The organism is Sinomicrobium soli (assembly GCF_003285545.1).
In the GTDB taxonomy this organism is placed as follows: domain Bacteria; phylum Bacteroidota; class Bacteroidia; order Flavobacteriales; family Flavobacteriaceae; genus Sinomicrobium.
In genome coordinates this window covers 45,570-65,102 of record NZ_QLNV01000010.1, presented here as the reverse complement: position 1 = coordinate 65,102, position 19,533 = coordinate 45,570, and the positions used below count along the sequence as shown (strand labels likewise).

Here is a 19,533-nt window from a genome sequence, read left to right as displayed (position 1 = left end):
TTGCTGATTTTTAGAATTTAACAGACAGGCCAAACAGGAAGGTGGAAACCATATAAGTATGGTCTGCGGTTTCCGGGTCCCATCCCCCGGGGTAGTTATCTATGGAAAACAGGTCGGTAGCCGACACAAACAACCGTGCGTTACTCACATTGATACGAGTGGTCACGGACTCGGGCAGGGTAAACCCGAGCACTATGTTTTTCAGCCGGAAGTAACCGCCTTCGAACAACCAGAAATCCGACATCTCATAATTGTTGTTTTCGGCCCCGGCATGAGAGAGCCTGGGGTAACGGGCTTTCTGGTTTTCTTCAGGGGTATTGTAATGGCTCCAGTACTTTCCGTCGATAATGGCCGGGGCATTGGTCCAGGTAGAGAAGAAGGGTCTTACCATTTGCGGGGTCAGGCGGCTGTTTTGTTTTCCTACACCCTGGAAACCGAGGGTCAGGTCGAAGTTTTTGTACTCCGCATTAATGTTGCCCCCGTAAAGATACCTGGGCAGGGAACCTCCGAGGGGAACACGGTCGTAATCGGGAGAGATAATGCCGTCCGGTACCCCGTCCGGACCACTGATATCCAGGTATTTTACATCCCCTGGCTGTACAGAAGAATTGAGTGTGGGCGAATCGGCCACTTCTTCCGCAGTCTGGAACAGTCCGTCAGACCGGTAACCGTACCACTCGTTGAATTCCGTCCCCTCACGGGTAATCTGTGCCCCGGAGAATACAATTCCGCCCAGGTTGCCCATTTTGGAACGGTAATCGGATACGTTGGCACTTACGGAATATTTTAGCCCGCCGATCCGGTCCCTCCATGCGAGTTCAAGATCCCATCCTTCGGTATGCATTTTCCCGGTATTCTGATCCGGGTTTTCATAGCCCATATAATCAGGGATCTCCAGTTGCAGTAGCATGTCTTTGGTGGTTTTTTTATAATAATCGGCTGATAACATCAGCTTGTTTTCAAAGAAATAGGATTCAAGACCTATATTGGTGGTTTCGGTGGTTTCCCAGGTAATGTTGGGGATGGCGTAATAAAATTGGGCTGCCGTAGTAGCCGAAGTCACATTATTACCCCGGTAGAACAAGGCGTTGGAAAACCCGATGGTTGACTGGTAGGGGTAGTTACCAATACGCTCGTTACCGAGTTGTCCCCAGCTTGCCTTGAACTTCAGATAGGAAAGGGGAGAATCCTTTGGCATAAAGCTTTCCTCGGTGATCACCCACCCGGCAGATACCGAAGGGAAGGCTCCCCAGCGGTAATCGGGGTGGAAGCGCGACGAACCGTCGTAACGCAGATTGGCCTGTAACAGGTATTTTCCTTTGTAATCGTATAGGAGGCGGCCGAAATAAGAGCGATATGCTGTTTCCACGGCCCCGCCCGAGTTTCTCATGTTATCCAGGGGACCGAGGTTGAGATACGGGAAGCTGGATACTTCATAATTTTCGGCCTGCGCATCCAGTGATTCCGTATAGGAGGAAAAACCTTCATAACCCGCAAGCAGACTAAAATTATGACTGCCGATAGAGGCATCGTAGTTAACCAGAAGCTGGTTGGTAATATTCCACCCGTCGTTTCTGGCTTCGTAGAGATTTGTAGTGTTGTGTCCGGAGATATATCCCAGTTGTTGTGTGGGATCCTCTGCATCGTAATACGGGATTTTTTTAACGAATTTCTTACCTTTGGTATTATAGATGTAAGGTGCGAATACCCCGGTAATGCGGAGATTTTTTACAGGGCTGTATTCCAGTGATATGCGGGAATTGAACTTGTTTCTCCACGTATTGTCAAACCCTCCGTAATGCAGGCGGGCATAGGTATTGAAACCGTTTTGTCCCTGGCCGATACGGCCGTCGTCCCACACGGCGGCATAAACCGCCGGATACCGTTGGGCAGATTCTACCGGGTTAATGACAGGAGCTTTTCTTCTTTCGTGAATATAGGAGAAATTTACGGAGGCTTTTAACTTTTCAGAGATAGTAAAATTATTGTTTACCCTGCCCATGATGCGGTTAAAGGACTTGTGGTCGTACATGGCATCGATCTGTTCGTAATTCAGGGAAGCCCTGGTCCTCAGCCTTTCGGTACCCCCGGTAAAGGAAATGTTGTGCGAACTTCTCGGGGCGAAGTCATTGATTATAAGTCCCGTCCAGTCGGTCAGCGGGTAACGGTTGGGGTCCGTGGCGTTGTTGGCCACCCAATTGTTGACCTCGTCTTCAGTATAAAGTGCATATTCCCCGCCTTCGGGGTTACCGGCATCGTTCCAGGTAAATTCGTTAATCATTTCGAGGTAACGTTGGGGGTCTACCATATCGGGAAACCGGGTAGGGACATCAATGCCATAGCTCATTTTGTACTCCAGAGACGATTTTTCTTCCCCGGATTGTTTTGTGGTGATAAGGATCACCCCGGCTGCTGCCCTGGCGCCATATATGGAAGCCGACGCTGCATCCTTGAGTACGGAAATATCCTGGATATCGGCAGCATTAACATCATCGATACTGCTTACCGGAACACCGTCAACGATAACCAGGGGATCGCTGTCCCCGATGGTAGTGATACCCCTTACCCGTATGGTTCCGCCTGCCCCGGGTTCGGCATTGGTACGGGTTACCATGACCCCTGGCATGGTCCCCTGCAGTGCCTGAGACAATTGTGTGTTATTTCTTTTGGAAACGGTTTCGCCGTCTACAGTGGCAATGGAACCGCTGATATCCTTTTTTTTGGCGCGGCCGTAACCTATGGCTACGACCTCGTCGAGCCCGACGGCCTGCGAGATCATGGTAATATCCAGGGTAAGCTGATTGCCTACTTCAATTTCCTGGGGTTCCATTCCCATATAGGAGAAAAGAAGAATGGTATTGTTTCCGCTGATATCAAGCGAAAAATTACCGTCAAAGTCGGAAATTGTCCCTTTATTGCTGTCTCCGACCAGAATGGTAACCCCCGGAAGAGGGGCACCTTCTTCGTCCCGGATATGACCTGTTACCGTACGTTGCTGCGCAAATGAAGATATGGTTGACAGGCAGAAAAGAAACAGCAAAGAAATTTTTAGAGTTTGTTTCATAGTGCTGGTTTTATGAGTCGTATTTCGGTTTTTGGTTTACTTACTAAGTGAGGTTCAAAATGCTTGTCTGAGGGTATGGAATTGATTTTCACAGGAATGTGTATGATTTTTGTTGGTACAGGGGCCCGGTAAACATGCTGTCTTCATTTTCTTCGAGAATATTGGCTCCTGTCCTGGGCGCAAAGGTGCGTACACTCGGGGTTTCATTGTCCAGATCTATTTTCATGATCCTCATAAGTCCGTTCCCACCGTTACGGTCGTTTTCTATCCAGGCGATTTGCTGTTCGAACATCTCCGTGGTTCCACCGTGCTTGAGATCGGTGCAATACCGGGTGTCGGGCAGTACGGCAATTTGGAAAAAGCTGGAGCTTTCCAGGTTTACTGCAGAGGTGTCTATCTCTGTTTCGGCCGTTACAGAGTCTTTGTCCCGGCGGATATCGGTACCTTCCGAATCAGTACGGGCAGCCGTAAAAACTATTGCCTGGACAAGGATGAGCCAAAAGAATTTTTTTTCAGCAGATCTTAAAATAGGTGGTGTGATTTTCATAATACTGTGTTTTGGTTTTATTTTTTTGACGATATGCTATTTTTTACGGTTTTAAAAAGGACAACTATCTTTGTCTTGTTTCGATAACAAATTAAAGAAATAAAATTAAAAGAAACATAATTTAATATAATGAAAGTTTAAAATCCCTAATTTTTAATTAAATTTAACTTTAACAAAAGGGTTTCGAAAGTAAATAAATTGTTTTCTTTGCTGTGTACAGGAAGTTGAGTGTTAACTTTACGTTAGGGTTCTGTGTGTTTTGAAACTTTTTGAAGGGATTGTTAATTTTATATTAAATCAAAAAAAATAAAGATAAAAGTATGGATATCACTGACAGGCATGAGATGATCCTTCAGAAACTCAAGGAGGAGGGGCGGGTCAAAATAAATGATCTGATAGAATGGCTCAATGTTTCCGGTGTTACGATCCGGAAGGATCTGAAGCTGCTTGAAGATAAAAAATTGTTGTTCCGGACCCACGGAGGGGCTTCCAGCAGTAATCCGTATATGAACGAACGTACCATCGACGAGAAGGAACAGATTAATGCGGAAGCAAAGCAGAAAATCGGAAAGGCAGCATTGGGCCTTATAAAGGAAAGTGATTCTGTGATCGTGGGTTCCGGCACTACGGTTTACACCTTTGCCAATATGCTGCATCCTTTACGACAGATGACAGTAATAACCCCGGCAGTGAAAGTAACCCTGGCCTTGTGTAGCAGGCCTAACATAGAGATCGTGCAGTTAGGGGGTACCATCAGGCCCAATTCTTCATCCGTAGCGGGGAGAACCGCAGAGAATACCCTGGAGGAGATATCCTCCGGAATTTTATTTCTCGGGGTAGACGGCATTGACCTGGATTTCGGCTTGTCCATTACAAACCTGGCAGAAGCTTCCCTCAATAAAAAAATGATAGAATCTGCCCAGGTACTGGTAGTACTGGCCGACAGTTCAAAATTCGGGAAAAGGGGACTGGGAAAGGTTTGTGGCCTCGAACAGGTACACTATATTGTAACTGATGCCCATGTGCCGCCGGCAGTGGTAAAAGACCTGGAAGGAAGGGACATTAATGTAATTATAGCGGACTGACCTATAGATGGTTTGCGCAGCGGGAAAGTCTTTTTCCCGGTTTTATGACTTGATTTCCGGAAAGCATAATTATAAATGTACGATCCGAAAAAGTTTGGAAAAGCATTTGCGGCATTAATTTAGTGTAAAAACTACATTTAATTTGTAAAAGCACCTGGTTTTATCTATTTTTAACCCGTTGTCATTGCTTTCCCGGTCCTGACAGGCATGTCGGAAAGAGAGAGGGGGCGATTTTCCGGAACTTATAAAAAAGTATAAGATGATACAGCGGTATTTTGTTTTTTTTGGGATTGTCATGGCAAACCTGTTTTCGGTATACGGGCAGTCGCTTGAACCGTTTTCGCTGTCGGCAGTAAGGCTTGGCGGAGGGCCTTTCTATGAGGCCCAGCAAACGGATATGGAGTATATCCTTGCCCTGGACCCCGACAGGTTGCTGGCTCCCTATGTGAAGGAGGCAGGACTGGAACCCCGGGCAGAAGCGTATGGCAACTGGGAGAGTTCGGGCCTTGACGGTCATATAGGAGGGCATTACCTCTCTGCCCTGGCGTTGATGTATGCCGCTACGGGAAATGAAGCACTTGTTAACCGGCTTTCTTATATGGTATCGGTGCTGGCAGCATGCCAGGAAGCCAATGGTAACGGTTATACCGGCGGGATTCCGGGCGGAAGGGAGATGTGGGCGGAGATCGCTGCCGGAGATATCAGGGCTTCCACGTTTTCACTGAACGACAAATGGGTGCCGCTTTACAATATACACAAGTTGTTTGCCGGCCTGAGAGATGCCTGGCTTGTTGCGGGAAATAAGGAAGCAAAGACTGTGCTGGTAAAGTTATCGGACTGGGTGCTGGAGGTTACTTCTGCCTTGTCGGATGAACAGATACAGGAAATGCTGGTGAGCGAACACGGTGGAATGAACGAGGTGTTTGCCGATGTCTATGCGATCACAGGCAGTGAAAAATACCTGGATCTCGCCAGGCGGTTCTCACACCGGAAGATCCTCGATCCCCTGCTGCACGGCCGGGACGAACTTACCGGCCTGCACGCCAATACCCAGATCCCGAAAGTGATAGGGTATAAACGGATCGCTGACCTGGAGCATAATACAGACTGGAACCGGGCGTCGGATTTCTTCTGGAATGAGGTGGTAAACCGCCGGTCGGTATCCATCGGGGGGAACAGTGTCAGGGAACATTTTCACCCTGATGATGATTTTTCAGGGATGGTGACCTCCAGGCAGGGGCCCGAGACCTGTAATACCTATAACATGCTCCGGCTCACCCAAATGCTTTTTTTGTCAAAGCCCGAAGGCAGGTATATGGATTTTTACGAGAGGGCCATGTACAACCACATTCTCTCTTCACAGCATCCTTCGGGTGGGTTTGTATACTTTACGCCCATGCGCCCCCGGCATTACAGGGTATATTCCCGACCCGGACAGGGATTCTGGTGTTGTGTGGGTTCCGGGCTGGAAAATCACGGGAAATACGGGGAGCTGATCTATGCCCGCCGGGGTAATGACCTCTATGTAAACCTGTTCGTTCCTTCATCGCTGGAATGGAAAGAAAAGGGAATGGTGCTCACCCAGGAAACGGGTTTTCCGGATGAGGAGCATACAAAACTGACGCTTTCCCTGGACAGGAGTTCACGTTTTTCGGTGGTTGTAAGGCGCCCGGGATGGGTGAAGGAAGGAAAGTTTGAGGTATATGTCAACGATAGACGATATCATGCGGATAAAACGGAGTCCTCCTATATCCGGATAACCCGGAAATGGAGAAATGGCGACAAGGTGGTACTGCGTTTTCCCATGCATACTACGGCAGAGTATCTCCATGCGGAAACAACCGGTACGGACCAATGGGTGTCTTTTGTACATGGCCCCGTTGTCCTGGGAGCTGTCACCGATACACGACCGGCCTGTTTGGCCTTTATGCCGATGACAGCCGTATGGGGCACGTGGCACAAGGAAAAAGTTATCCCCTGGACGAGGCCCCCATGATCCTCGCACAGCCGGGAGAGCATCCTGAAGATGCCGTACGGGCGGTAACGGGAAAACCCATGACTTTCAAGGCCTCCTCCGTGATTTATCCGCAGAAATACAAAAACCTGGAACTGGTGCCTTTTTATACCATATACGATGCCCGCTATATGGTGTACTGGCCTGTGGAAGAGAGAGAAGGACTGGAGGAAAAACTTCGCACTGTACGGAAGAGGGAAAAGGAGAAACTGGAACTCGAGGCCAGGACGGTCGACCAGGTGGCTCCCGGGGAGCAGCAGCCGGAAACCGAACACAACTACCGTGGAGAGCAAACATCTTCGGGAATGAATAAAGGAATGTTCTGGAGACAGTCGGAATCATGGTTTTCCTATGACCTGAACAATACCGGGAAGCAGGGCAAGGTATTGCGTGTGGAATATTACGGAGGAGATAAGAACCGCCACTTCGGTATCCTGGTCAACGGAGAGCTGCTGAAAGACGTTTCCCTTCAGGGTGGGAAAGGAGATGTGATCTATCACGAGGACTACCGGATACCGGATACTGTTCTGGAAAAAAGTACGGGAGGCCGGATAACGGTGAAATTCGTGGCTAAAGACCGTACCACGGCCGGGCCGGTATACGGGATAAGGCTCCTGCGTCCTTGAGGTTACAGGTTTGCCAATAACCCGGTCAGGGTAACCTAATAACCAAAATTATTCCTAAATTTGTTCTCAATACCAAAAGTGAGAACATTTGAAGCTATCAAAAGAAATTAAGACGGCCATTATAGTATTGGGGGGTATACTCCTGTTTATAATGGGATTCAGTTTCCTGAAGTCCAATCCCATATTCAAGTCCTACCGCACCTACTATGCCGTATATGATAATGTAGGAGGGCTGGCTGCGGGCACGTCGGTCAGTATCAATGGCTTTCCGGTGGGGAAGGTCATGGATATAAGGTTTCTGGACGAGCGGGGAAAACTGATCGTTACCTTTTCCGTGGAAAACGATTTTGAGTTTACCCGGAGCAGTAAGGCAGTGCTCTACGATACCGGGATTATAGGGGGAAAGGGATTGCAGATCGTTCCTGTTTTTGACGGCAGCCCCGTATCGGTATCGGGAGATACATTACCGTCGTCTATCCGCCCGGGTATCACGGAGCTGGTCACCCAGAAGCTTACTCCCCTGCAGGCGCAGCTGGGAAGCATGCTGGAAAGTGCAGACTCGCTGCTGGCCGCCGTAAATACCGTGCTTAATGATGATACCCGGCAGAACCTGAGAGCGAGTATCGGAAACCTGAAGGAGATTACCGATAATTTTAAAAGCAGTTCCGTAACCCTGAATGCATTATTAAGGGACAACAGGCAGAAACTGGGAAATTCCATAGATAATATAGAAGGGCTTACCGGTAACCTGAAAGAGGTTAGCGGAACGCTGGCCGAAGCCGACCTGGCACAGACCATGGAGGAGCTTCAGCAAACCGTAAGCGGTTTTAAAAATGTTATGGCCAAAATAGATCGCGGTGAAGGATCTGTCGGAAAACTGCTGAAAGACGAAGCACTGTACGACAACCTTTCGGGGGCTTCCCTGCAGCTGGAGCAGTTACTTCAGGATATGAAGCTCAATCCCAAAAGGTATGTGCATTTTTCCCTTTTCGGAAAGCGCCCGAAGCCATATGATCCGGCTGAAAATCAGGAAGAAGATCAGGAACAGCCTTAAGACAGCTTATATGGTCTGTAAACGAGTTTAATTAAACCGATATTATGGCTTTTATTCCCAATATAGTTTTTGCGATAGTGCTTGTGCTGGGCATAGGCTTTTTTGTGCGCAACGTAAGGAAGCTTGTTCGTAATATCCGGACGGGAAAGCCAGTAGACAGGTCAGACCACAGGCGGGAGCGCCTGGCCAATATGGCCCGTATCGCATTGGGGCAGCAGAAAATGGTGGTGCGGCCGGTGGCGGGAATACTGCATATCATGGTCTACCTGGGGTTTATTGTTATCAACCTGGAGGTGCTGGAAATCATTATCGACGGACTTCTGGGGACACATCGTGTATTTTCCTCCCTCGGCGGTTTTTACACAGTACTGATCGGGACCTTCGAAATACTCGCCTTTCTGGTATTGGTGTCTGTCATCGTATTCTGGATACGGAGAAACATTATTCGCCTGCAGCGTTTCCGGAAACCGGAAATGAAGGGCTGGCCGAAGAATGACGGGAACCTGATCCTGTATTTCGAAATGGTGCTTATGGTGTTGTTCCTGGTCATGAACGCTACCGATGTACCCTTTCAGCAGATGGGGCGAGGAAATGTTATAAGCGGAATCATCGCACCCTGGTTCGGCGGATTGCCGGAGGCGACATTGCACCTTATAGAACGTACGGCTTGGTGGTTGCACATTGTGGGCATCCTGGTCTTTCTCAATTACCTGTATTATTCCAAACACCTTCATATCATTCTCGCATTTCCGAATACCTATTTTGCCGGTCTTGCACCGAAAGGACAGATGGACAACCTGGAAGCGGTTACCAAAGAGGTAAAACTCATGATGGACCCCAATGCCGACCCTTTTGCTGCCCCCGCCGGCGCCGAAGGAGAACAGGGAGAAATGCCGGAAAAATTCGGGGCCTCCGATGTGTCCGATCTCAACTGGGTGCAGTTGCTCAGTGCCTATACCTGCACCGAGTGCGGACGCTGTACCAGCGAATGCCCGGCCAATCAGACCGGAAAAAAGCTGTCCCCGAGAAAAATTATGATGGATACCAGGGACCGGCTTGAGGAAGTAGGTAAAAATATAGATAATAATGGTACTTTTGTAGCAGATAACAAGTCCTTGCTGGACGATTATATCACCAGGGAAGAGCTTTGGGCATGTACCTCGTGTAATGCCTGTGTGGAAGCCTGCCCGGTGAGTATCAATCCGCTGTCGATCATACTGGATATGAGACGGTACCTGGTCATGGAACAGTCGGCAGCCCCGGCAGAACTGAACAATATGATGACCAATATAGAAAACAACGGTGCGCCCTGGCCCTATAACCAGATGGACAGGCTCAACTGGAAAAATGAATAACAGACAAAGAACAGACGTATAACCAATCCGAAAATCAATTCCCGAAGGGGTAGAGACACAGAAATTATCGTTAGTTTGCAAATGCGAAATGGCAGGAAGTCGGAAGCACTTAAACCTGCAACTAACAACTAAGAACTACAAACTAATAAACTAAATGAAAAAGGAAGACGTAGAAAGACTGTTACATGACAAGGTAGAAGGAGGAGAACATGTAAGCCCGGTATTGCCGGGGGGGATCAAGAATTATCTGATCGACATCGACGGTACCGTCACCGAGGATGTTCCTAATGAAGAGCCGGAACGCATGGCTACCTGTGAGCCGTTCCCGGATGCATTGGACACCCTGAACAAATGGTATGAAGAAGGTCATGTGATCACTTTCTTTACTTCCCGCACGGAAGACCACAGGGAGGTGACCGAAGAGTGGCTCGACAGGCATGGGTTTAAATACCACGGTCTCCTGATGGGAAAACCGCGCGGAGGAAATTATCACTGGATAGACAATCACCTGGTAAGGGCTACCCGTTATAACGGTAAATTTACCGACCTCATCGAGAAAGAGGTGACCATCGAAGTGTTTGACGACGGAAAACACGATTAGTACCGGGTTTTGACGGCCTGTACTGCGTAATTCCAAAATTTGATGAAACTATGGGTGAATTGAAAGTGCCTACCATGGCCGAAATGATGGCAGAAGGCAAGCAGCCGGAAGTGTTGTTTTGGGTGGGGTGTGCAGGAAGTTTTGACGACCGTGCCAAAAAGATCACCAAGGCTTTTGTAAAGTTGCTCAACAGGGCCGGGGTGGAGTTTGCCGTACTCGGCACGGAAGAGAGCTGTACCGGCGATCCGGCCAGAAGGGCGGGGAACGAGTTTCTTTTCCAGATGCAGGCCATGACCAATATAGAGGTGCTCAACGGTTATGAGGTGAGCAAGATCGTTACGGCCTGTCCGCACTGTTTTAATACACTTAAGAACGAATACCCTTCACTCGGAGGGAACTACAAGGTCATGCACCATACCCAGTTCCTGAAATCCCTGCTGGAAGAAGGCAAACTGGGAATAGAAGGCGGAAAATTCAAGGGAAAGCGCATTACCTATCACGATCCGTGCTATCTGGGAAGGGCCAACGGGGTCTATGAAGCTCCGCGCGACCTGATACGCAGACTGGATGTGGAACTCGTGGAGATGCGAAAATGCAGGAAAGCCGGACTGTGCTGCGGCGCCGGAGGAGCACAGATGTTCAAGGAACCGGAAAAGGGAAACAAGGATGTCAATGTGGAGCGGACCGAACAGGCCCTGGAAACTCAGCCGGATATCATTGCCGCCGGGTGTCCTTTCTGCAATACCATGATGACCGACGGGGTGAAGAGCAAGGAAAAAGAAGCCGATATAGCGGTGATGGACGTGGCAGAGCTTATCGCCAATGCGGATGAGATTTAACTTATTAAAAAAGATTTTACAATGTATATACCGTTTAGTGAACTTCCGGAATCTTCCAGGATATGGATATACCAGGCAAACAGGAGCTTTTCAGAGGATGAGCTGAAAGAAATCGGGGCCAGGACGGAGGCTTTTTTAAAGGAATGGACCGTGCATGGTGAGACGTTGCAGGCAGGGTATGAAATACGGTACAAGCGTTTTATCGTCATAGGGCTTAACCAGGGTGTCAATGCTGCTTCGGGCTGCTCTATCGATGCTTCCGTACATTTTATACAACAGCTGGAAAAGGATTTTGAAGTAGACCTGCTCGACAAGATGAATGTATCGTACAAACAGGGAGAGTATATAGCCTATAAACCCCTTCTCGAATTTAAGAAAATGGCAAAGGACAGGGCAGTTTCCGGAAAGACCATCGTTTTCAACAACCTGGTGGCCACCAAACAGGACTACGAGGAACACTGGGAAGTGCCTGCCGAAGAAAGCTGGCATGCGCGATTCGTGAAATAACTGTATCTTATTCCCGTTGTTCTAAAAAGAGAAGGTAGTTTATGAAGAGAATTTTGGTATTGCTGATGTTGTTTCCCCTGTGGTGCCCGGCACAGGATTCCGATCCGCTGGCTGTCGGGAACGAGTATCTTCAGCAAAAGTGGGTGGATAGCATCTATGGAAAAATGACGCTCAAAGAGAAGATCGGGCAGCTTTTTATGATAGATGTTTTTCCGGAACAGGGAGAAAAACATATTAAAAAGGCAGAACAACTCATCCGGGACTATCATGTAGGGGGTGTTATTTTCTTTAAAGGGCATCCGAAAGAACAGGCTGTTTTTACCAATAAGCTACAGTCCATGTCCGGAATACCGCTCATGGTAGGCATGGATGCGGAATGGGGCCTGGCCATGCGGCTGGACTCCACTTTTGCCTATCCGTGGAACATGACCCTGGGTGCCATACGCAATAACAGGCTGATAGAACAGGTGGGGTACCAGGTGGGAAGACATGCAAGAAGGCTGGGGGTGCATATCAACTTTGCTCCCGATATCGATATCAATACCAATCCCGAAAACCCCATAATAGGCAACCGTTCCTTCGGGGAGGACAAGTACAATGTGGCGGAAAAAGGAGCCGCTTTTGCCAGGGGCATGCGGAATGCAGGAGTTCTGGCCTGCGGAAAGCATTTTCCGGGTCATGGGGATACCCATACCGATTCGCATAAAACCTTGCCCGTAATCACTTTCGGGCGCAGCCGTATCGAAAATACGGAACTCTTTCCCTACAACAGGCTTATTTCCGAAAACCTGGAGAGTGTCATGGTAGCACATCTCAGCGTGCCTGCCCTGGAATCCAGGCAGGGTTACCCGTCTTCATTATCACATGATATCATTACCAAACTCCTCAAAGAAGAGATGGGGTTCAAGGGGCTGGTCTTTACCGATGCCCTGAATATGAAAGGGGTGGCAGATTTTACTTCCCCCGGGGATATTGATCTCGCAGCCTTTAAGGCCGGAAATGATATGCTGGTGATGTCGCTCGATGTGCCCAGGGCAACGGCTAAACTTACCGAAGCCTATCAGAAGGGGGATATAACCGAAGAACGCCTGGAGTATTCGGTGAAGAAGATCCTTAAAGCCAAGTTCAAGGCAGGGTTACAACGGTACCAGCCTATAGATACGACAAATCTTTATCGCGATCTGAATACGCTGAGAGACCGGTTGCTCGAAGAAGAGCTCTATGCCAATGCCATTACGGTAGCCAGAAATACGGATAGCCTGGTGCCTCTGCGCTCCCTGGACCGGAAGGAAATAGCCTATGTGCATTTCGGGGACGATAAGGGGGATGTCTTTTTGAGATCCCTTAATCACTATGCCAGGGTGGACGAGGTGAAGGCGCAGACCATAGAAGCTCTTCTTAAAAAACTGGAACCTTATAACACCGTTATTATCGGGCACCACCGCTCCGATGCTTCTCCCTGGAAAGGGCATGATTTTACGGTGAAGGAACTGACCTGGCTCTATGAGATCGCCAGGTCGAAGAAAATCATACTGACTTCCTTTGTGAAACCGTACAGCCTCCTGAAGCTGAGCACGCTGGAAGGGATCGAAAGTATTGTTGTCGCTTATCAGAACGGCCCCGTGGCCCAGCGGAAAGCAGCAGAGGTCATTTTCGGCGGCCTCGGAGGCAGGGGCAGATTGCCGGTAACCGCAAACAAGGAACTGCTGGTCAATACGGGAATACAGACCCCTTTTCTCAATCGCCTGCAATACGGCATTCCCGAGAGTGTGGGGATGGATTCGCAGGTGCTGGAAAAAATAGATTCCATTGTGGAAGAGTCCGTAAAGACCCTGGCCATGCCGGGGGCACAGGTGCTGGTAGCCCGGAAGGGAAAGGTGGTTTACAACAAGAATTTCGGAAGGCATAGTTATACCGGTAACCGCCCGGTGAGAAGCACGGATGTCTACGACCTGGCATCGCTGACGAAAATACTGGCAACACTTCCGGTACTTATGAAAATGGACGACGAAGGTAAGATGGCACTGGATGCTACACTCGGCAGTGTTCTTCCCGGGCTGAAAGGGACCAATAAGGAGAAACTGGTCATACGCGAGGTACTGTCTCATTATGCCCGGTTGAAGCCCTGGGTGCCGTTTTACCGGTATACCGTGGATAAAAAGACCGGGAAGCCGCTGGAAAAATATTACAGGCATAAACCCGAAGATCGCTTTAATGTAAAGGTTACCGACGATCTTTACATGAGGGAAGACTACAGGGATTCCGTATTTGCTGCCATAACAGACAGTGATTTACTGGATAAGAAAGAATACCGCTATAGCGACCTGGGATATATGATCTTACAGCGGTTTATTGAAAAATCCAATGCCGCTACCCTCGATTCCCTGGATAAAAAGTGGTTTTATGCTTCCCTCGGGGCAGACAGGACTGTGTTTAATCCGCTTGACCACGGTGTTCCGAAGGAAAATATCGTCCCGTCTGAAGCAGATGATTACTTCAGGCACTGCGTTATTCAGGGGTATGTTCACGATATGGCGGCAGCGATGAACGGCGGGGTATGCGGCCATGCCGGTTTGTTTGCCAATGCCCAGGATGTGGCCAAGATCATGCAGATGTACCTGCAAAAGGGAAAATACGGGGATATGTTATATTTTAAGGAGGGTACCGTAGATAAATACAACACCAGTTATTACCGTGACAAAGGGGTAAACCGCGGTCTCGGCTTTGACAAACCGCGGCCCGAAAGCCTGGGGGATGATCTTTATGAACGTGTACCCGAAAGCAGTTTCTGTCATTCCGGTTTTACGGGCACCTATACCTGGGCAGACCCGGATAATGAGTTGATATATGTCTTTTTATCCAACCGTACTTATCCTACCGCCAGTAATCGCAAACTGATAACAGAGGGAACACGTACCGAGATCCTGCGTGTTATCTATGATGCAATTAAACAACCATAACGGATGTAGTGATCCGGATCATTAAACACGATACACATGAAAATAGCGATAGTATGTTACCCTACCTTCGGAGGTAGTGGGGTAGTGGCCACCGAACTCGGTATTGCACTGGCAGCCAGGGGGCATGAGGTACACTTTATCACCTATCGCCAGCCCGTGAGACTGGCATTGCTGGGAAGCAATATCCATTTTCACGAGGTTCACGTACCCAAATACCCGCTTTTTCACTATCAGCCGTATGAACTCGCCCTGTCCAGTAAGCTGGTAGATATGGTGAAGCTGCACGGTATCGAGCTGCTTCATGTACATTATGCCATACCCCATGCCTACGCCGGGTACATGGCCAAACAGATGCTGGCCGAAGAAGGAATTTCCATTCCTATGGTTACCACACTTCACGGTACCGATATTACCCTGGTGGGAAGCCATCCCTTTTACCGGCCGGCAGTGACCTTCAGTATTAACAAGTCGGATGTGGTAACTTCCGTATCAAGGAGCCTGAAAGAAGATACCCTGCGTCTTTTTGATGTTAAAGGGGATATTCATGTGGTCCCCAATTTTATCGATGTGGCCAGGTGCGGGAAGAAGTTTACCGACTGTCGCAGGAGCATGATGGCCGGGGAGGATGAAAAGATCATTACGCACATCAGTAATTTCAGGAAGGTAAAGCGTATAGACGATGTCATAAAAGTGTTTTACGAGGTTCAGAAAAGCGTGCCTTCCCGTCTTTTGATGATAGGGGAAGGGCCGGAAAAGGAAGGGGCCGAAGCGCTGTGTGAAACACTTGGAATACCCGATAAGGTACTCTATCTCGGCAACAGTAATGAAATAGACCGCATCCTGTGTTTTTCCGATCTTTTCCTGCTTCCGTCCGAAACCGAGAGCTTCGGCCTGGTAGCCCTGGAAGCTATGGCTCACGGGGTACCGGTAATATCCAGTAATACGGGAGGTATCCCGGAGGTGAACCGGCATGGGGTTACCGGTTTTCTGAGCGATGTGGGCGATGTGCAGGACATGGCGAAGAACGCCCTGAAACTCCTGGAGGATGAGGCGATGCTGGAACAGTTTAAATCCGGTGCCAGGACAGAGGCGATGAAGTTTGATATAGCGCAGATCGTGCCCTTATATGAAGAGATCTATCGCAAGGCTTTTGAGAGCAGGTAATCAAATATTTCCATTTTTGCCGATACCGGCAAAAATGGTCGAGATCAAAGTTTTTTCGTGTATATTTGCTGGTACCGGCAAAGGTTAGGATGATCATGAAGTATATTTCAGTACGTGAATTTTCAAAAAAACGGAGTATTCCTGAAAGGACAGTTCGTTATTATTGTGCTACGGGAAGAATTCAAGGGGCTTTTTTAACAGGTAAAACCTGGAATATTCCGGAAGATGCCGTACTACCGGAAATGGAACGTAAAAAAAAATTCAGTAATAATGCCATACTGAACCATCTTAAAGAGCAAAAGGACATGGAGCTCAAAGGTGGTATCTATCACCGGACACAGATCGATATGACCTACAATTCGAATCGTATTGAAGGCAGTAAACTGACCCATGATCAAACCCGGTATATTTTTGAGACCAATACTATTGGCGCATCCGGAGACAGTATCAACGTAGACGACATTATAGAAACAACGAACCACTTTCGTTGTATAGATCTGATTATTGACAAGGCAAAATACAAGCTGACGGAGTCCTTGATAAAAGAATTACATTTTTTATTGAAATCAGGTACTTCCGATTGTCGAAAGGACTGGTTTAATGTAGGGCAGTATAAAAAACTCCCTAATGAAGTGGGAGGGAATGAAACCTGTCCTCCCAAAGAGGTTGCTTCAAAAATGAAAGAATTACTTTCTGAATATGACAGTATAGAAAAGAAAACCCTTGAAAATATTATCGACTTTCACTTTCAGTTTGAGATTATTCATCCGTTTCAGGACGGAAATGGGCGGGTTGGCCGATTAATTATGTTTAAAGAATGTCTTGCAAACAATATAGTGCCTTTTATTATAGATGAAGGCCTGAAGTTTTTTTATTACAGGGGCTTGCAGGAATGGCCCTATACAAAAGAATATCTGTTGGATACCTGCCTCACGGCCCAGGACAATTATAAGGCTGTACTCCGGTATTTTGAAATAGACTTTTAACGAACTCGTCTTGAGTTATTATAATTTGCTGCAAAACCCTCTTTTGCACCCATATTTTGTCTTTTTCTCTCCCCATAGCTATGGCTATGTGGCTCCAAAAAGCCTTCATCTGGGCACAGGGCGGAGCGTTACGAAACAGCCCAGTGGGCTGTTTTAGCGAACGAGCCAGCTGGCGCAAGGGCAGATTAGCCTAAATGAAACAACCCAAGACGAGTTCAACAGGTCGATTGCTTTTTCAGCGATACATTTTGGGAACTTTCTCCGGGAATTTGCAAAGTACTGCGTTCGGGAGCCCCGTATGACCTGTGCCCGGTTACCGGTCCTTTTTCTTTCCGAACAGTCTTTTAAAGAAGCCTTCTTTTTTCTTTTTCTTTTTCCGGTCTTTCCGGTCTTCCTGTTCGGCACCTTTTTTCCTGTCTTTTTTTCCGAAGAGTTTTTCGATGAATGTATCTTCCCGTTTGGGGTCGCAGTCGAGTTCTCCCAGTACCGCTGAAGGAATGGTTTCGAACCGGGCATTGGTATACCGGTTGAAGGTGGTGTCCCGGTTCATTCGTTGCAGGAACCCGGCAAAAACGGGAAGGGCGGAATTGGCCCCCTGCCCCATACGCGTACTCCGGAAACCTATCCTGTGATCGTCTGCCCCAACCCAGGTTACGGTGACCAGTCGGGGAGTGAGCCCTACGAACCAGCCATCTTTATTGGATTGGGTAGTACCGGTTTTTCCCGCCATCGCATTTTTCAGCCCGTAAACCGTCCTCAGGCGGGAGGCCGTACCTTCGTTGACGGTAGCCTTCATCATTTCGAGCATGACCTGCCGGGTGTGGGACGAAAAGGCCGGTTTTGTACGTTCTTCCGGTTCGAATTCGGCGAGGATATTCCCCTGCCTGTCCTCGATCCGGGTCAGAAAAAAAGGTTTTACGGGAGTGCTCTTATTCACATAGGCTGCGTATGCCCCGGCCATTTCCTCCACGCTGATCCCTGCGGTCCCCAGGGCCAGTGACGGAACCTGCGGGAGAGGCGCTTCTATGCCCATATTTTTGGCCATGGCTATGGTATTGGAGATCCCCGCATAGTCCAGTACCTTAACAGCCACAGTGTTTACCGAACGACTCAGGGCGTATTTGAGGGAATAATTGATAAACTCGTTCTCTTCTTCCTCTCCGGAGGCGTTGGAAGGGCTCCATCCGTCGTATTCTTCGTAGACGACCTTTTTCGGGGAAAAATAGGAACAGGGAGCAAGCCCTTCTTCCAGGGCTGTAGTGTACACTATGGGTTTGAAGGTAGAGCCTACCTGCCTTTTACTTTGCCTGACATGGTCGTACTTGAAATACCGGTAATTGATCCCGCCTATCCAGGTACGTATGGCCCCGGTATGCGGGTCGATACTGATGACCCCCGCATTGAGAAACTTGAGATAATGCCGGATACTGTCCAGGGTAGTACCCTCTACGATGTGGTTTTCTTTCCAGTCGAACAGCTCCATCCGCCGGGGTTTGCTGAGGGAGTCCATGATTTTCGTGTCGCTCCAGCCCCTTTCTTTGAGGGCACGATAGGGTGCGGATTTAAGCAACGCATCTTCTGCCATTTTTTTATTGGTGATCCAGGGAGCCCGTTGTCCGTAGCTTTTTTCAAACTGTTCCTGCAGTCCGGAGAGGTGCTCTGCCATGGCTTCTTCGGCCAGGGCCTGCATTTCTGCATCCAGGGTAGTGTATATACGGAGCCCGTCGCGGTACAGGTCGTATGTTTTTCCCGTGCTGTCGGGATGGGCGGCACACCAGGCTTCGACCTCCTTTTTTACCTGCTCCCTGAAATAGGGGGCAATGCCCTTATCGTGGGCGTAAGGGGTATAATACAATTCGACGGGCAATAGCCGGAGACTGTCAAAAGTACCCTGGTCCAGGTATTCATACCTCACCATCTGGTGCATCACCGTATTCCGGCGGGTGGTACTCCTTTCCGGGAAAAGCCTGGGATTGTAATAATAATTGGCCTTGAGCATGCCTACGAGTACTGCAGCTTCTTCCAGGGTGAGTTTACGGGCCTTTTTTCCGAAAAACTTGTATGAGGCACTTTCCACGCCGTAGGTGTTATCACTGAAAGGTACGGTATTCAGGTACAGGGTGAGGATCTCCTTTTTGGAATACGCATGCTCTATACGTTTGGCGATGATCATCTCCCGCAGTTTGTTGACTGCAATTCCCATCCGTCCGTATTTCCTGCGCTGGTACAGGTTCTTGGCCAGCTGCTGGGTTATGGTACTCCCCCCGCCTGACGATTCGTCCCTGAGAAGAATGCTTTTAAAAAAGACCCTGAAAAAACTTTTGTAATCGATACCTTCATGATCGTAGAAGCGGAAATCCTCGGTAGCGACCAGGGCGTGGATCAGATGTTCGGGGATCTCTTCGTAGGGAATGGATTGCCGGTCAAAAAGATAGTATTTGCCGATAAGCCGGTCATCGGTGCCGTAGACTTCCGAAGCCTCGTTCTGAACGATCTCCTTCAGTTCCTTTTCGGAAGGCATATGCCCCCATAACCCGAAGTAGATACTCAGGAAGAACAGCAGGAACATCAGTATCACCCCTGCAGCTCCCCACAAAAACCATTTGAACCATTTACGTTGTTTTATCGCCATATGCTAATATATACGCAAAATGCGAGACATTAGTATGTTTCCGGGAGATTTTTTGTTAATGTGCCAATGAGATAATGTGCCAATGTGATAATGTGGTAA

The 19,533-nt window shown here is 48.5% G+C and carries 14 protein-coding genes; 11 read left to right on the top strand and 3 right to left on the bottom strand.

Translation table 11 applies throughout. The annotated features are described in order from the left end of the window. Positions 1-10: 10 nt before the first annotated feature. Both DN748_RS13555 and DN748_RS13550 read right to left on the bottom strand, forming a co-directional pair. The gene (locus DN748_RS13555; protein ID WP_112372365.1) at positions 11-3,064 is read right to left on the bottom strand and encodes a SusC/RagA family TonB-linked outer membrane protein; all 3,054 of its coding nucleotides are present in this window, start codon (positions 3,062-3,064) and stop codon (positions 11-13) included. Positions 3,065-3,152: 88 nt separating this feature from the next. Continuing rightward, positions 3,153-3,611 (bottom strand): hypothetical protein, encoded by a 459-nt coding sequence (locus DN748_RS13550; RefSeq protein WP_112372364.1) that lies wholly within the window; start codon positions 3,609-3,611, stop codon positions 3,153-3,155. Between the two features lie 320 nt (positions 3,612-3,931). On the opposite strand from DN748_RS13550, the gene DN748_RS13545 reads away from it, so the two are divergent. The 11 genes from DN748_RS13545 to DN748_RS13500 all read left to right on the top strand — a co-directional run bounded on the left by DN748_RS13545 (position 3,932) and on the right by DN748_RS13500 (position 16,802). After that, positions 3,932-4,696 carry a DeoR/GlpR family DNA-binding transcription regulator gene (locus DN748_RS13545; protein ID WP_112372363.1) on the top strand — a complete coding sequence of 255 codons (765 nt, stop codon included), beginning with the start codon at positions 3,932-3,934 and terminating at the stop codon, positions 4,694-4,696. Positions 4,697-4,955: 259 nt separating this feature from the next. Beyond that, entirely contained in the window at positions 4,956-6,692 is a 1,737-nt protein-coding gene (locus DN748_RS13540) for a glycoside hydrolase family 127 protein (protein ID WP_201741481.1), read from the top strand. Beyond that, entirely contained in the window at positions 6,650-7,336 is a 687-nt protein-coding gene (locus DN748_RS19260; RefSeq protein WP_236636868.1) for a DUF6805 domain-containing protein, read from the top strand. The genes DN748_RS13540 and DN748_RS19260 overlap by 43 nt, the downstream gene beginning before the upstream one ends. A gap of 88 nt (positions 7,337-7,424) precedes the next feature. Next, the gene (locus DN748_RS13535; RefSeq protein WP_112372362.1) at positions 7,425-8,390 is read left to right on the top strand and encodes an MlaD family protein; all 966 of its coding nucleotides are present in this window, start codon (positions 7,425-7,427) and stop codon (positions 8,388-8,390) included. A 44-nt stretch (positions 8,391-8,434) separates the two neighbouring features. Beyond that, positions 8,435-9,745: a 4Fe-4S dicluster domain-containing protein gene (locus DN748_RS13530; protein ID WP_112372361.1), complete on the top strand. Its 1,311-nt coding sequence runs from the start codon at positions 8,435-8,437 to the stop codon at positions 9,743-9,745. A gap of 154 nt (positions 9,746-9,899) precedes the next feature. Next, positions 9,900-10,346 carry an LNS2 domain-containing protein gene (locus DN748_RS13525; protein WP_112372360.1) on the top strand — a complete coding sequence of 149 codons (447 nt, stop codon included), beginning with the start codon at positions 9,900-9,902 and terminating at the stop codon, positions 10,344-10,346. Between the two features lie 50 nt (positions 10,347-10,396). Next, positions 10,397-11,185: a (Fe-S)-binding protein gene (locus DN748_RS13520; protein ID WP_112372359.1), complete on the top strand. Its 789-nt coding sequence runs from the start codon at positions 10,397-10,399 to the stop codon at positions 11,183-11,185. 21 nt (positions 11,186-11,206) lie between these two features. Beyond that, the gene (locus tag DN748_RS13515) at positions 11,207-11,692 is read left to right on the top strand and encodes an ABC transporter ATPase (protein WP_112372358.1); all 486 of its coding nucleotides are present in this window, start codon (positions 11,207-11,209) and stop codon (positions 11,690-11,692) included. Between the two features lie 41 nt (positions 11,693-11,733). Further along, a complete protein-coding gene (locus tag DN748_RS13510; RefSeq protein ID WP_112372357.1) occupies positions 11,734-14,652 on the top strand; it encodes a glycoside hydrolase family 3 N-terminal domain-containing protein in 2,919 nt (972 codons plus the stop codon). A gap of 36 nt (positions 14,653-14,688) precedes the next feature. Next, the gene (gene bshA / locus DN748_RS13505) at positions 14,689-15,816 is read left to right on the top strand and encodes an N-acetyl-alpha-D-glucosaminyl L-malate synthase BshA (RefSeq protein WP_112372356.1); all 1,128 of its coding nucleotides are present in this window, start codon (positions 14,689-14,691) and stop codon (positions 15,814-15,816) included. A 242-nt stretch (positions 15,817-16,058) separates the two neighbouring features. Then, entirely contained in the window at positions 16,059-16,802 is a 744-nt protein-coding gene (locus tag DN748_RS13500) for a Fic family protein (RefSeq protein ID WP_236636867.1), read from the top strand. A gap of 313 nt (positions 16,803-17,115) precedes the next feature. Here the strand turns inward: DN748_RS13500 and DN748_RS13495 are convergent, their stop codons facing one another. Then, on the bottom strand, positions 17,116-19,434 hold the full coding sequence (locus DN748_RS13495; protein WP_112372355.1) for a penicillin-binding protein 1A: 2,319 nt from the start codon (positions 19,432-19,434) through the stop codon (positions 17,116-17,118). Positions 19,435-19,533 lie beyond the last annotated feature (99 nt).

Bases quoted from the DNA above. Each gene is read 5' to 3' on its own strand.
- DN748_RS13510 (WP_112372357.1), top strand. From the start codon at position 11,734: ATGAAGAGAATTTTGGTATTGCTGATGTTGTTTCCCCTGTGGTGCCCG.
- DN748_RS13495 (WP_112372355.1), bottom strand. From the start codon at position 19,434: ATGGCGATAAAACAACGTAAATGGTTCAAATGGTTTTTGTGGGGAGCT.
- DN748_RS13545 (WP_112372363.1), top strand. From the start codon at position 3,932: ATGGATATCACTGACAGGCATGAGATGATCCTTCAGAAACTCAAGGAG.
- DN748_RS13555 (WP_112372365.1), bottom strand. From the start codon at position 3,064: ATGAAACAAACTCTAAAAATTTCTTTGCTGTTTCTTTTCTGCCTGTCA.
- DN748_RS13525 (WP_112372360.1), top strand. From the start codon at position 9,900: ATGAAAAAGGAAGACGTAGAAAGACTGTTACATGACAAGGTAGAAGGA.
- DN748_RS13515 (WP_112372358.1), top strand. From the start codon at position 11,207: ATGTATATACCGTTTAGTGAACTTCCGGAATCTTCCAGGATATGGATA.
- DN748_RS13500 (WP_236636867.1), top strand. From the start codon at position 16,059: ATGGAACGTAAAAAAAAATTCAGTAATAATGCCATACTGAACCATCTT.
- DN748_RS13550 (WP_112372364.1), bottom strand. From the start codon at position 3,611: ATGAAAATCACACCACCTATTTTAAGATCTGCTGAAAAAAAATTCTTT.
- bshA (WP_112372356.1), top strand. From the start codon at position 14,689: ATGAAAATAGCGATAGTATGTTACCCTACCTTCGGAGGTAGTGGGGTA.
- DN748_RS13540 (WP_201741481.1), top strand. From the start codon at position 4,956: ATGATACAGCGGTATTTTGTTTTTTTTGGGATTGTCATGGCAAACCTG.
- DN748_RS13520 (WP_112372359.1), top strand. From the start codon at position 10,397: ATGGGTGAATTGAAAGTGCCTACCATGGCCGAAATGATGGCAGAAGGC.
- DN748_RS13530 (WP_112372361.1), top strand. From the start codon at position 8,435: ATGGCTTTTATTCCCAATATAGTTTTTGCGATAGTGCTTGTGCTGGGC.